Here is a 12,699-nt window from a genome sequence, read left to right as displayed (position 1 = left end):
TCGGTGGCGCAATCAGCGGGCGGCGCGGACGACACGTGCCGCCTCCGCCGTCCACGGGGAGGAACCCACACCATGAACGTCCGCAAGCACCTCGCCCTCGCCGCGGCCGCCGCGGCGGTCTCCGGGGGCCTGGCACTGGCCCCCGCCGCCGGCGCGTCCGCCGCCCCCGCACCGGCCAAGCACACCTCGGTCACCGTCCAGCGGGCGCCGGCCAACTGCCCCCGCACCTACCTGTGCGTCTACCCGAGGACGAACTTCAAGGGCACGCCGAAGAAGGTCAGGGGGAACAACCGGAACCTCAAGCCCTATGGCGGTGCCTTCAACTACCCGCTGTCCGCGTACAACAACGGCAGCCAGTGCAGCGTGACCGTCTACGAGAAGGCCAACTACCGGGGCCGGCACGCGAAGCTGAACCGTGGCACCGGCTGGCGCTTCATCGGCAGCAACCTCATGACCATCTACTCCAACAAGTGGTGCGTGCGCTGACCCGCTGACCCGGCCGGCCGGGCAGGACATCGCGTCACCACACGGCGGCGGCCCGCCTTCTCCCGAGGGGGAGGGGCGGGCCGCCGTCATCGCCGTGCGGCCGTGCGTACAGCCGCTCCAGGTCAGCGCACCGTGAAGTGCACGATGTCGTCCAGGAACGGGATGTGGATCCAGGGCTTGGGCTGCACCATCAGCGACAGCATCACGATCACGAAGCCGAGCAGACCGTAGGTCGCCATGTCCGTGAAGCGGGAGCGGACGGCGAGCATGCCCACCGACGGCAGCGCCCACCGCAGCACCGCGCCGGCCAGCAGGGAGAGCCCGATCACCAGCACGCCGATACGGAACGCGTCGAGCGCCACGAGCAGCAGACCGACCGCGACCCCGCCCATGACGCTGAGCAGCGGCCACTGCCGGGCGGGCGCGGGGTAGCCGCCCGAGGCCGCGCGGCCGCCGCCCTCCGGGCGGGCCGTGTCGCGGGTCAGCATCGGAAAGCGGCGTGAGGAGCGCTGCGGCTCGGAGGCTCCATCCGAATGCGCTTCGGCACCCATGGCGGGCAGTCCCTTCCGGTCTCCGGATACGTCTGTCACGGACAAGGGTCTCAGGTCCCGCCGCGCTCAGCCGGCCGCGCGCTCGGCGGCCTCGACGACGTTGACCAGCAGCTGGGCGCGGGTCATCGGGCCGACACCGCCCGGGTTGGGGGCTACCCAGCCGGCCACCTCGGCGACGCCGGGGTGCACATCGCCGACGATCTTGCCGGCCTCGTCACGGCTGACGCCGACATCCAGGACGGCTGCGCCGGGCTTGACGTCCTCGGGCTTGATGATGTGCGGCACACCGGCCGCGGCGACGATGATGTCGGCCTGCTTGAGGTGCGACGACAGATCCCGGGTGCCGGTGTGGCACTGGGTCACCGTGGCGTTCTCGGACTTGCGGGTGAGCACCAGCGGCATCGGGCGGCCGATGGTGATGCCGCGGCCGACGACCACCACGTGCGCGCCCTTGATCTCGACCTCGTGCCGCCGCAGCAGCTGGACGATGCCGTACGGGGTGCAGGGCAGCGGGCCCTCGATGCCGAGCACCAGCCGGCCCAGGCTCATCGGGTGCAGCCCGTCGGCGTCCTTGGCCGGATCCATCAGCTCCAGGACGCGGTTGGCGTCGATGCCCTTGGGGAGCGGAAGTTGGACGATGTAGCCGGTGCAGGCGGGGTCCTCGTTCAGCTCCCGTACGACGGCCTCGATCTCTTCCTGGGTGGCGGTCTCCGGCAGTTCGCGCTGGATCGAGGCGATGCCGACCTGGGCGCAGTCGCGGTGCTTGCCGTTGACGTACCAGCGGCTGCCCGGGTCATCGCCGACCAGCAGGGTGCCGAGGCCGGGCTGCACACCCTTGGCCTTCAGGGCCTCCACGCGGGTGGCGAGCTCGGACTTGATAGCGGCTGCGGTGGCCTTGCCATCCAGAATCTGGGCAGTCATACCCCCCATCCTCCCGGATGAGGGCGGCAACGTTCCAATCAGGGCACGCAGGGCCTCCGTGGCCGGAATTGATCATTGCACTTGGACAACGGTGAGACCCCTTGACTGGACAGAGTGAATGCGCAACTAGAAGGATTGACGCCGCAGTGCCGCAGGCTTCGTCGGGGGGTGGCCAGTGAATCCTGTTTTTCCTCCGAGTCATGCCGCGTCGTCCGCGACTGAACACAACGGAGGAAAACAGCAGTGAGCTTTGGTGACCCGAACAACCCGTACGGGCAGCAGCCGCCGCAGGCCCCCCAGGGCCCGTACGGCCAGCAGCCCCCGGTCCCGCCGCAGGGCCAGCCCGGCTATGGCTACCCCCAGCAGGCCCCGCAGCAGCAGCCGTACGGCTACCCCCAGCAGCAGGCCGTCCCGCAGCAGCAGCAGGCGTACGGCGGCTACCCGCAGCAGGGCGCGCCTTACGGCCAGCCGGGGATGCCGGGCATGGGCATGCCCACGGGCTACGCGAGCTGGGGTGCCCGGCTGGGCGCCTTCCTGGTCGACGGCCTGATCATCGCCGCGGTGCCGATCATCCTGTACATCATCGCCGGTGTCATGGCGGCCGGCTCCGCCTCGTCGGCCACCCCGGACACCTCGTCCTGCCCTCCGGGTGACGTGCAGTGCATCAGCGACGCCTACAACACGGCCGCGGAGAGCAGCACGCCGGTCGGCGCCCTCATCGTCATGGTCCTCGCGTGGCTGCTGATGATCGGTGGCACCTTCTTCCTCATCGCCAAGGAAGGCGCCTCCGGCCAGACCCCGGGCAAGAAGGCGCTGGGCGTCAAGGTCATCAAGGAGACCACCGGCCAGCCCCTCGGCTTCGGCATGACCTTCGTGCGCTACCTCTGCCGCTACCTGAACGGCCTGCTGTGCGGCCTCGGTTGGCTGTGGCCGCTGTGGGACGAGAAGAGCCAGACCTGGGCGGACAAGCTCGCCGGCACCGTGGTCGTGAGCGTCAAGTAAGCCCGCTCTGGGCTGCACGGACGCCCTGAACAGCCCACGAAGGCCCCCTCGCAGCCGCGATCGGGGCCTTCGCGGCGCTCGCCGATACCGCCTCAAGTCGCCCGAAGGACACCGCTCGTGAGCTACCCCAACCAGAATCCCTACGGTCCGCCGCCGGGGCAGCAGCCCAACTACGGCTACCCCCAGCAGCCTCCGCAGCCGCAGCAGCCGATGGCCCCGTACGGCGGCTACCCGGGCGGCCCCATGCCCGGGATGCAGCCGCAGTACCCCACGGTGATGCCCGGCGGTGTCAAGGCCGCCCGGGTGCTGCTGTTCGTGCTGTCCGGTCTGAACCTCATCGGCCTGGTCCTCGCGGTGATGGGGCTGGGCGGTGTCAGCAGGGCCTCGCACGAAGCCACGCTGGACACCGCCGCCGACAACGTCACGGCGATGAACGTCGGTAAGGGCCTGCTGATCGCGGCGATCGTGGTCATCGTGATCTTCACGGTGGTCGCGATCACGCTGGCCCTGCAGTTCGCCAACGGCGGCAGCGGGGTCCGGGTCGGCACCATCGTCTTCGGTGTCGCCAACATCATCCTGAGCCTGTGCACGTTCCCGTTCGGCCTGGTGCACACGGTCCTCGGCGTCCTGGTGCTGGTCTTCGTCGCCAAGGACGAGGGCAACGCCTGGTTCAACCGGCCGCGTTACTGAGCGCGGCGGACGCGAGCGACCGAGGGCCGCACCCCACGCGGGGTGCGGCCCTCAGGGCGTTTATGCGGCGGCTCAGTGGAAGAAGTGCCGGGTGCCCGTGAAGTACATCGTCACGCCGGCCTTCTGCGCGGCCTCGACGACCAGCTCGTCGCGGACCGAACCGCCGGGCTGGACCACGGCCTTGACGCCGGCCTCGGCCAGCACCTCGAAGCCGTCGGGGAACGGGAAGAAGGCGTCGGAGGCGGCGTAGGAGCCGCGCGCCCGCTCCTCGCCCGCGCGCTGCACCGCGAGCTTCGCGGAGTCGACGCGGTTGACCTGGCCCATGCCGACGCCGACCGTGGCGCCGTCCTTGGCGAGCAGGATCGCGTTGGACTTGACGGCGCGGCAGGCCCGCCAGGCGAAGGCCAGCTCGGCCAGTTCCGCGGCGGGCAGCGCGGCACCGCTGGCCAGCGTCCAGTTCGCCGGGTCGTCGCCCTCGGCCTGGAGCCGGTCGGTGACCTGGAGCAGCGCGCCGCCGTCAACGGGCTTGACCTCTACCGGGTTCGACGGCGCCTCGGGGCAGCGCAGCACCCGGATGTTCTTCTTGCGGGCCAGGATCTCGACCGCGCCGTCCTCGTAGCCGGGGGCCACGATGACCTCGGTGAAGATCTCGGCGACCTGCTCGGCCATCGCCACGGAGACCGGGCGGTTGACGGCGATCACGCCACCGAAGGCGGACAGCGGGTCACAGGCGTGCGCGTTGCGGTGCGCCTCGGCGACATCCGCGGCGACCGCGATACCGCACGGGTTGGCGTGCTTGATGATCGCGACGCAGGGCTCGCTGTGGTCGTACGCGGCCCGGCGCGCGGCGTCGGTGTCCGTGTAGTTGTTGTACGACATCTCCTTGCCGTGCAGCTGCTCGGCCTCCGCGAGCCCGCCGCTGCCGTCCACGTACAGCGCGGCGCCCTGGTGCGGGTTCTCGCCGTAGCGCAGGACGTTCTTGCGGGAGTAGGTGGCGCCGAGGAACTCGGGGAAGGCGGAGTCGTCCGCGTAGCCGTCCACGAACCACGAGGCGACGGCCACGTCGTATGCCGCGGTGTGCTGGAAGGCCTCCGCGGCCAGCTTCTTGCGCCCGGCCAGCTCGAAGCCGCCGTCGGCGACGGCCTTGAGGACCTCGCCGTAGTGGGCGGGGTTGACGACGACGGCCACCGAGGGGTGGTTCTTGGCGGCGGCGCGGACCATCGAGGGGCCGCCGATGTCGATCTGCTCCACGCACTCGTCGGGGGTGGCACCGGAGGCCACGGTCTCCCGGAACGGGTAGAGGTTGACGATGACCAGGTCGAACGGCTCGACGCCGAGCCCGGCCAGCTGCTGGCGGTGGTCCTCCAGGCGGAGGTCGGCCAGGATGCCGGCGTGCACCTTCGGGTGCAGGGTCTTGACCCGGCCGTCGAGGCACTCGGGGAAGCCCGTCAGCTCCTCGACCTTGGTGACCGGCACCCCGGCCGCGGCGATCTTCGCGGCCGTCGATCCGGTGGAGACGAGCTGGACGCCCGCCGCGTGCAGACCCTGCGCCAGCTCCTCCAGCCCGGACTTGTCGTAGACGCTGACCAGCGCGCGGCGGATGGGCCGCTTCGTACCTTCGGCGGTCACGAGATACGTACCTTTCGTCCCTCAATGCGGTAGCCGTGCCGGGCCAGATGCCCCACGACCTCGACGAGCAGCGATCGCTCGACTTCCTTGATGCGCTCATGCAGCGCGGATTCGTCGTCCTCGTCCCGGATCGCGACCACGCCCTGGGCGATGATCGGGCCGGTGTCGACACCGTCGTCGACGAAGTGGACGGTGCATCCGGTGACCTTCGCGCCGTACGCGAGCGCGTCGCGCACGCCGTGGGCACCGGGAAAACTCGGCAGCAGCGCCGGGTGGGTGTTGACCGTGCGGCCACCGAAGCGGGCGAGGAACTCCTTGCCCAGGATCTTCATGAAGCCGGCCGAGACCACCAGGTCGGGCTCGTACGCGGCGGTCGCCTCGGTGAGCGCCGCATCCCAGTCCGCCCGGCTGTCGTAGTCCTTGACCCGGCAGACGAACGTCGGGAGCCCCGCGGCCGCGGCGCGCTCCAGTCCGGCGATGGCACCGCGGTCGGCGCCGACGGCCACGATCTCGGCCCCGTACGCCTCCGGACCCTGCTCGGCGATGGCGTCCAGCAGCGCCTGAAGGTTCGTCCCGGAACCGGAGACGAGCGCGACGATGCGGGCCGGGCGGCCGGGTCGGGCGGGCTGGACGGGGGGTGGGGAGGAAGCCACGGCGGGGGCTCTTTTCCGATCTCGCGAGCTTTGTGTGGTCGTACAAGACTGCGGGTACCGCAGATCCGGGGAACCCTACGAAGGCGCCGACCGTCAGCAACGATACCGGCACACCGCGCGGCCCCCACGGGACGGGGGCGGGCACGGGAGGTAGCGTCAGGCGTAAGACTGCATGCAGTTCGTGGTAACCACGCGCCGGCCGCAGCGGCCCGCGCGCGGACGAGACAAGGGGAAGACACACCTCAGATGACGGACCGACGCCGCCGCGCGGCCCTTTTGCTCCCTCCCCCAGCTACCGCTGGGTGGTACCCCCAGCCCACCACCGCCCCCGGGGCGGTGCTGCTGCCGCGGGAGCGCAAGTCGTCGTCCTCGTCGTCCTCGTCGTCGGAACCCACCACCCCGGATTCCCCGGACACCGAGCGGGACAACCCCTTCGCCCCGCCGCCGGCCGGCACCCCCGACCAGGCCTGGCGCCCGCGCCACCCCGCCCGGTCCGGCCAGGACGGCGACGGCGACGAGGAGCAGCCGCAGGACGAGTCGACGCCGAGCTGGGGCAGCCAGTGGAGCCCCCGGCAGCCGGGGCGGCAGAACGGCGGCTTCGGCACCCGGCCCGGCGGGCGCAACGGCCAGCAGGGCGGACCCGGTGGTCCCGGCGGCCCCGGCGGGCTGCGCTGGGACCCCACCGACCCGGCCCAGCGCCGGGCGCGCTACGCACTCCTCGCCGGCATGTGGTCGTTCTTCTTCGTGCTGTTCAGCCTGCCCGAGGTCGCGCTGCTGCTGAGTGCGCTGGCGATCTACTGGGGCATCAGCTCGCTGCGTGCCAAGCCGAGCCCCGCGAAGAGCTCCGCCGCGGCGACCACCGCCGCCATGGAGGGGCGCCCCGCACCCGCCGCCGAGCAGCCCGACCGCGACGGCCGGCCCGGCGCCCCGTCCGCCCCGGGCTCCACCCGGCCGCAGGTCACCTCCGCGATCGCGGGGCTGGTGACCGCGTCGCTGGCGCTGATGATGGTGGCCGCGACGTTCACCGTGCAGATCGTCTACCGCGACTACTTCACCTGCGTCAACGACGCCCTGACGCAGTCGGCCGGCAAGTCCTGCGAGAACCTGCTCCCCAAGGAACTGCGGCCGCTGCTGAGCACGCAGAAGTAGCGAGGCGCTCCGCGGGTCCCGGCCCGGGGGCCGGGTAGGCGCCGTCAGTCGCCTGCGGGCGCGTCGGGGCCGGTCGCGCAGTTCCCCGCGCCCCCAAGGGGCGCGGCCGTGCCGCACCGGGCCGCGGTGAGGGCGCTGGGCGGGCTCGTGTCGTCGCTGTCGTTCTCGGTGCCGCTTTCGTTCTCGGTGCCACTGTCGGTCTCGGTGCCGCTGTCGTCCTGCGCGGCGTCGTCCTTCGCGGCGTCGGCTCCGTCGTACGTCGCGGCGCCGACCTCGTCCTCCGCGCTCGCCAGCCCCTGCGGGGCCGGCTCGTTCCGCGGAGCCCCGGCCTCCCGTCGCCGGGCCCGCAGCCACCAGGCCCGTAGTGCGACCGTGGCCGGGATGCCGGTCAGGGCGGTCCAGGCCGCTGCCGCCAGGCCCGTACGCCACCAGCTCGGGCCGAAGGAGGCGAGCGCGCCGGTGCCCAGTGCGCCGCCGGCGAGGCCCGCGAGCGCGGCCATGACCACACCGCAGACACCGGCCCCCAGGGCCGCCACACAGGCCGTCGCCCACCAGGACCAGGGGGCTCCCGGGGAGTTCGGCGCGGTGGCGGAGCGGGCCACTTCACGGGCGAGCAGCACTCCCGCCACCACGGGCACGACGGCCACCGCCCAGGTCAGCGGGTTTCCGGGGGCGGCGTCCGGCAGCCCGCCGAGCAGTGGCAGCTGCGGCAGCACGGGATGTGCCGAGGTCCCCAGCGGGGCGACCGTGCTGCCCGCGCCGACGGTGAACCCCGGCCCCAGGCCGTACGCGGCGCCCCAGACTGCCGCGTTCGGGAGCAGGGCCAGGCACAGCAGCAGCACCGTGGCGCGGCCCGCCCAGTCGGGCGCCAGCTGGAGGAGGTCGTGGCGTACCCGGCCCGCGTGCAGGCCGAGCGAGAGCAGGGTGAGCAGACCGCCGGCCGCCAGCAGGGCGCCGAGGGCGGCGCCGGCGGCCCGGCAGACGGTGCCCCGGCGGGCGGCGGCGACCCGGGAACCGCCGAGGAAGGCGCGGAGCCGGCGCGGTGCCCTGGACCTGAGCCGCAGGACCTTGGCGGGCAGCAGCTCGGTGCCTGGGTGACGCAGGAGGCGCCAGGCCGTGCCACCGAGGACGGCGGCCGTGGTGGCCGGTACGCACAGCAGCACGCTGAGCGGCTCGGCCCGCAGCCGTCCACCGGAGGCGTAGATCAGCGCACCGGCCACGATCAGCAGATACCCGGCGAGCAGCGCACCGAGGAGGGTGCGCGGCGCGACCCGGTGGGCGGCGTCCGCAGCGTGGCCGGTGGACGGGGCGGGGCCGGTGGACGGGGCGGGGCCGGTGGACGGGGCGGGGCCGGTGGACGGGGCGGGGCCGGGCGGGCCGTCGGCCGAGGTGGCCAGGGCGTGGCGGGCGGCGCGGTGGAGCAGCCACACCGGGAGCACGGCGAGCAGCAGCGGGGGCACGGCGACCGGGACGTCGGAGTGTGCGGCGGTGCGTACGAGGTCGCCGCCGTGCGCCAGCAGCCACAGGTCGGCGGCGAGATGCAGGGCCCGGGAGGGGCCGCTGTCGGGGTAGGGGGAGGCGACCCAGAGCAGCAGCACGGCGACCGTCAGCGCGCCGAGGCCGAGGCCGGCGGCCGTCACACCGCCGAGAAAGGCCGCGCCGATCGCGGAGGAACGCTGGGCGGCGGTCCGGCCGTGCGAGGACAACGTGGGGCCACGCTCGATCAACTGGCTCACGCCGCCATGCTGCCAACAAGACACCTTTCGGCCATGTACTGGTGAAATGCCCGACGTGTCGCACCGCGCGGGTGCGGCGGGTTTTCCACACTGCTGGGTATGACCCAGCGCGAGCAGGCCGCCACCGCCTTCGACGATCTCCACACCCGGCATGCGGCGGCGCTGACCCAGCAGGCGTATCTGCTCACCGGGCGGCCGTGGCTCGCCCGGCGGGCCGTGGAGCGGGGGTTCCGGCTGGCCTGGCAGCGCTGGCCGGAGGTCGCGGTGGATCCGGATCCGGCGGGGTGGGTGCGGGCGGCGGTGTACGAGTACGCGCTGACGCCGTGGCACCGGCTCTGCCCCGGGCTGCGGACCGCCCGCGGCCTGCGGACGGCGTCGGCCGCCGGGCCCTCGGACCGCGCGCTGCTGCCGGCCCTGCTGAGCCTGCCCGCCCGGTACCGGCGGGTGCTGCTGCTGCACGACGTGATCGGGCTCGGGCCGGCGGAGACCGCGGCCGAGATCGAGGCGAGCGTCCCGGCCACGGCGGCGCGGCTGGCGCACGCACGCGAGCGGCTCGCCGGGCTGCTGCCGGGGCTGGGGCTCGACGGGCAGCCGCCGGTACGGCAGGGCGAGATCCTGCGGGCCCGGATCACCGCGCTGCCGGCCGTGCCACCGACGGCGCCGTCCACCGCGGCGGACGTACGCAGCGGCAGTGAACGCAGCGCCCGGCGGGCCACCCGGGCGGCCTTCGGGGGAACCGGGCTGTTCGCGCTGGTGACGCTGGTGATGATGGCCCTCACCCCGGACCACTACACGCCGCCGGAGCGGGCCCGGGCGACTGCGGCGCACACCCGGCCGGCACCGGCCCGGCACCGGGACACGGCGGCCCGGGATCACCGGAACGCGGCACGGGAGCAGGGGAACGCGGCACGGGAGCAGCGGGACGCGGCACGGGAGCAGCGGGACGCGGCCCGGGTGCAGGGCAACGCGGCCGTGCGGAAGAAGATCCGGCAGGCGCGGCTGGCCCCCGAGCTGCGCTGATCCGTACGGCCCGCCCCCGGGAACGGGCGCGGGCCCGCACCCCAAGGGGTACGGGCCCGCGTCCGGGGCACTGCGCCGCAGGACGGATCCGGCGGCGCGGGAACGCCAATCAGCCGCCGAGGATCTCGCGGGCCAGCCGCGCGGTCTCGGACGGGGTCTTGCCGACCTTGACGCCGGCGGCCTCCAGGGCCTCCTTCTTCGCCTGGGCGGTGCCGGAGGAGCCGGAGACGATGGCGCCGGCGTGGCCCATGGTCTTGCCCTCGGGCGCGGTGAAGCCCGCGACGTAGCCGACGACCGGCTTGGAGACGTTGGCCTTGATGAAGTCGGCCGCACGCTCCTCGGCGTCGCCGCCGATCTCGCCGATCATCACGATCAGGTCGGTGTCGGGGTCGGCCTCGAACGCCTCCAGGGCGTCGATGTGCGTGGTGCCGATGACCGGGTCGCCACCGATGCCGACGGCCGAGGAGAAGCCGATGTCACGGAGCTCGTACATCATCTGGTAGGTCAGCGTGCCGGACTTGGACACGAGACCGATGCGGCCGGGCTTGGTGATGTCGCCCGGGATGATGCCGGCGTTGGACTGGCCGGGGGTGATCAGGCCGGGGCAGTTCGGGCCGATGATCCGGGTCTTGTTGCCCTTGGCCTGCGCGTACGCCCAGAAGGCGGCGGAGTCGTGGACCGCGATGCCCTCGGTGATCACGACGGCCAGCGGGATCTCGGCGTCGATCGCCTCGACGACGGCGGCCTTGGCGAAGGCCGGCGGCACGAAGAGCACGGACACGTTGGCGCCGGTCTTCTCCATCGCCTCGGCGACGGAGCCGAAGACGGGCACCTCGGTGCCGTCGAAGTCGACGCTCGTGCCGGCCTTGCGCGGGTTCACACCGCCGACGATGTTGGTGCCGTCACCGAGCATCAGCTTGGTGTGCTTCATGCCAGTGGCACCGGTCATGCCCTGGACGATGACCTTGCTTTCCTTGGTCAGGAAGATAGCCATGGTTGTTGTGTCCTCGTCCTTTACTTAGCAGCCAGCTCGGCGGCCTTGTCGGCCGCGCCGTCCATGGTGTCCACGCGCTGCACCAGCGGGTGGTTGGCCTTCGACAGGATCTCGCGACCGAGCTCCGCGTTGTTGCCGTCGAGGCGCACGACCAGGGGCTTGTTGACGTCCTCGCCCTTGGACTTGAGCAGCTCCAGGGCCTGCACGATGCCGTTGGCGACCTCGTCACAGGCGGTGATGCCACCGAAGACGTTGACGAAGACGGACTTGACGTCCGGGTCGCCGAGGATGATCTCCAGGCCGTTCGCCATGACCTCGGCGGAGGCGCCGCCACCGATGTCGAGGAAGTTGGCGGGCTTGACGTTGTTGTGCTTCTCGCCGGCGTAGGCGACGACGTCCAGGGTGCTCATGACGAGACCCGCGCCGTTGCCGATGATGCCGACCTGGCCGTCGAGCTTGACGTAGTTCAGACCCTTGGCCTTGGCCGCAGCCTCGAGCGGGTTGGCTGCGTCCTTGTCCTCCAGCGCCTCGTGCTCCGGCTGACGGAACTCGGCGTTGGCGTCCAGGGAGACCTTGCCGTCGAGGGCGATGACCTCACCGCTGGCGACCTTGGCCAGGGGGTTGACCTCGACGAGGAGCGCGTCCTCGGCGATGAAGGTCTTCCACAGGGTGACGAGCACGTCGGCGACCTGGTCGGCGACCTCGGCCGGGAACTTCGCCGCGGCGACGATCTCGGCGGCCTTCTCCTTGGTGACACCCTCGTTGGCGTTCACCGGGATCTTGGCGAGCTTCTCGGGGGTCTTCTCCGCGACCTCTTCGATGTCCATGCCACCGGCGACGGAGGCCATGGCCAGGAAGGTGCGGTTGGTGCGGTCGAGGAGGTACGAGACGTAGTACTCCTCAGCGATCTCCGGAGCGGTCTCGGCGATCATCACCTTGTGGACCGTGTGGCCCTTGATGTCCATGCCGAGGATGTCCGTCGCGCGGGCGACGGCCTCGTCCGGGGTCGCGGCCAGCTTGACGCCGCCGGCCTTGCCGCGGCCGCCGACCTTCACCTGCGCCTTGACGACAGACTTGCCGCCCAGCCGCTCGGTCGCCTCGCGGGCTGCCTCAGGCGTGTCGATGACTTCACCGGCCAGCACCGGTACACCGTGCTTGGCGAAGAGGTCCCTCGCCTGGTACTCGAACAGGTCCACGCGCGTCCGTCCCTTGTCTTCTCAGAATCGCCGTAGTGATCGCGGTTCGTTCGTCTGCGATGGGCGTGCCGCGAAGGGCAACGTGACGGCGCTGTCACAGGGGAGGCGTACACGGAGACCGGATACGCGGCATGTCCGTCCGGCAGGTTATCGCCGCAGGAGCTGAGGCCCTAAATCGCAGATCACACTCCAGCGGTGATTACCATCACAGATCTTTTGGCCAAGTTACGCCTCCCTGGGATTTCCGCATGTTGTCGGGTGGATTTCCTCCGTCCCGCACGCATATGTGGTGCGGATGTGCTCCGGACCGGCCGGCCGCGGGCTCCCCGCTGCCGGTCGCCGTGAGCTCCCGTGTTGCGCACCGTTCGCGCTCTCCTCCCGATACGCCCCCGTGCGCCCCGTCTCAGGCGATTCCGGTTCCGGTGCCGCGGGAATCCAGTTGGGAAGAAGTGGCGACTCCCGTGCACAAGACCTCCGCAGGCGGTGTCCGGAATGGCCCCTTGACCCTTCAACTCCCGCTTACGGACACTGTGTTGAGCACATACGCATACTTACGCACCAGGAGTCACACGCCCCGGCGGCCGCCCTCCGTCCCCTTTCTCGATTTCCCGCTGTCCGCGCACTCGGCGCCCGAAGGGATTGGCGGGGAATGCCGGCACATACGACCTCTCC

12 protein-coding genes are annotated in these 12,699 nt (G+C 72.0%); 5 read left to right on the top strand and 7 right to left on the bottom strand.

Annotation, left to right across the window (positions count from 1 at the left end):
* Positions 1-72 precede the first annotated feature (72 nt).
* Positions 73-486, top strand: a complete 414-nt coding sequence (locus ACZ4XD_RS02645) for a peptidase inhibitor family I36 protein (RefSeq protein ID WP_468037470.1) — start codon at positions 73-75, stop codon at positions 484-486.
* Positions 487-608: 122 nt separating this feature from the next.
* Here ACZ4XD_RS02645 and ACZ4XD_RS02640 read toward each other — a convergent pair whose 3' ends face one another.
* Positions 609-1,037, bottom strand: coding sequence for a DUF3017 domain-containing protein (locus ACZ4XD_RS02640; RefSeq protein ID WP_468037468.1), 429 nt, complete (start codon positions 1,035-1,037; stop codon positions 609-611).
* Positions 1,038-1,103: 66 nt separating this feature from the next.
* Positions 1,104-1,958, bottom strand: a complete 855-nt coding sequence (locus tag ACZ4XD_RS02635; RefSeq protein ID WP_042147487.1) for a bifunctional methylenetetrahydrofolate dehydrogenase/methenyltetrahydrofolate cyclohydrolase — start codon at positions 1,956-1,958, stop codon at positions 1,104-1,106.
* Positions 1,959-2,201: 243 nt separating this feature from the next.
* Between ACZ4XD_RS02635 and ACZ4XD_RS02630 the strand changes: the two genes are divergently transcribed.
* Positions 2,202-2,960 carry an RDD family protein gene (locus tag ACZ4XD_RS02630; RefSeq protein WP_468037466.1) on the top strand — a complete coding sequence of 253 codons (759 nt, stop codon included), beginning with the start codon at positions 2,202-2,204 and terminating at the stop codon, positions 2,958-2,960.
* A 117-nt stretch (positions 2,961-3,077) separates the two neighbouring features.
* Entirely contained in the window at positions 3,078-3,650 is a 573-nt protein-coding gene (locus ACZ4XD_RS02625; protein ID WP_468037464.1) for a hypothetical protein, read from the top strand.
* A 72-nt stretch (positions 3,651-3,722) separates the two neighbouring features.
* Here ACZ4XD_RS02625 and purH read toward each other — a convergent pair whose 3' ends face one another.
* Both purH and purN read right to left on the bottom strand, forming a co-directional pair.
* Positions 3,723-5,279, bottom strand: coding sequence for a bifunctional phosphoribosylaminoimidazolecarboxamide formyltransferase/IMP cyclohydrolase (purH, locus tag ACZ4XD_RS02620; RefSeq protein ID WP_468037462.1), 1,557 nt, complete (start codon positions 5,277-5,279; stop codon positions 3,723-3,725).
* A complete protein-coding gene (purN, locus tag ACZ4XD_RS02615; protein WP_042147475.1) occupies positions 5,276-5,932 on the bottom strand; it encodes a phosphoribosylglycinamide formyltransferase in 657 nt (218 codons plus the stop codon). The genes purH and purN overlap by 4 nt, the downstream gene beginning before the upstream one ends.
* A 246-nt stretch (positions 5,933-6,178) precedes the next feature.
* Between purN and ACZ4XD_RS02610 the strand changes: the two genes are divergently transcribed.
* Positions 6,179-7,081 carry a hypothetical protein gene (locus ACZ4XD_RS02610; RefSeq protein WP_468037460.1) on the top strand — a complete coding sequence of 301 codons (903 nt, stop codon included), beginning with the start codon at positions 6,179-6,181 and terminating at the stop codon, positions 7,079-7,081.
* Between the two features lie 44 nt (positions 7,082-7,125).
* On the opposite strand, the gene ACZ4XD_RS02605 is transcribed toward ACZ4XD_RS02610, so the two are convergent.
* A complete protein-coding gene (locus ACZ4XD_RS02605; RefSeq protein ID WP_468037458.1) occupies positions 7,126-8,817 on the bottom strand; it encodes a cell division protein PerM in 1,692 nt (563 codons plus the stop codon).
* 99 nt (positions 8,818-8,916) lie between these two features.
* Between ACZ4XD_RS02605 and ACZ4XD_RS02600 the strand changes: the two genes are divergently transcribed.
* Positions 8,917-9,837, top strand: coding sequence for a sigma factor-like helix-turn-helix DNA-binding protein (locus tag ACZ4XD_RS02600; protein WP_468037456.1), 921 nt, complete (start codon positions 8,917-8,919; stop codon positions 9,835-9,837).
* A 109-nt stretch (positions 9,838-9,946) separates the two neighbouring features.
* On the opposite strand, the gene sucD is transcribed toward ACZ4XD_RS02600, so the two are convergent.
* Both sucD and sucC read right to left on the bottom strand, forming a co-directional pair.
* On the bottom strand, positions 9,947-10,831 hold the full coding sequence (gene sucD / locus ACZ4XD_RS02595; protein WP_042147470.1) for a succinate--CoA ligase subunit alpha: 885 nt from the start codon (positions 10,829-10,831) through the stop codon (positions 9,947-9,949).
* Between the two features lie 20 nt (positions 10,832-10,851).
* Positions 10,852-12,027 (bottom strand): ADP-forming succinate--CoA ligase subunit beta, encoded by a 1,176-nt coding sequence (gene sucC / locus ACZ4XD_RS02590; protein ID WP_468037454.1) that lies wholly within the window; start codon positions 12,025-12,027, stop codon positions 10,852-10,854.
* Between the last annotated feature and the right edge of the window lie 672 nt (positions 12,028-12,699).

This window comes from Streptomyces sp. NPDC029466 (genome assembly GCF_055574515.1).
Note: the sequence above shows the minus strand (reverse complement) of the source record. Positions and strands in the feature narration are given on the sequence as shown.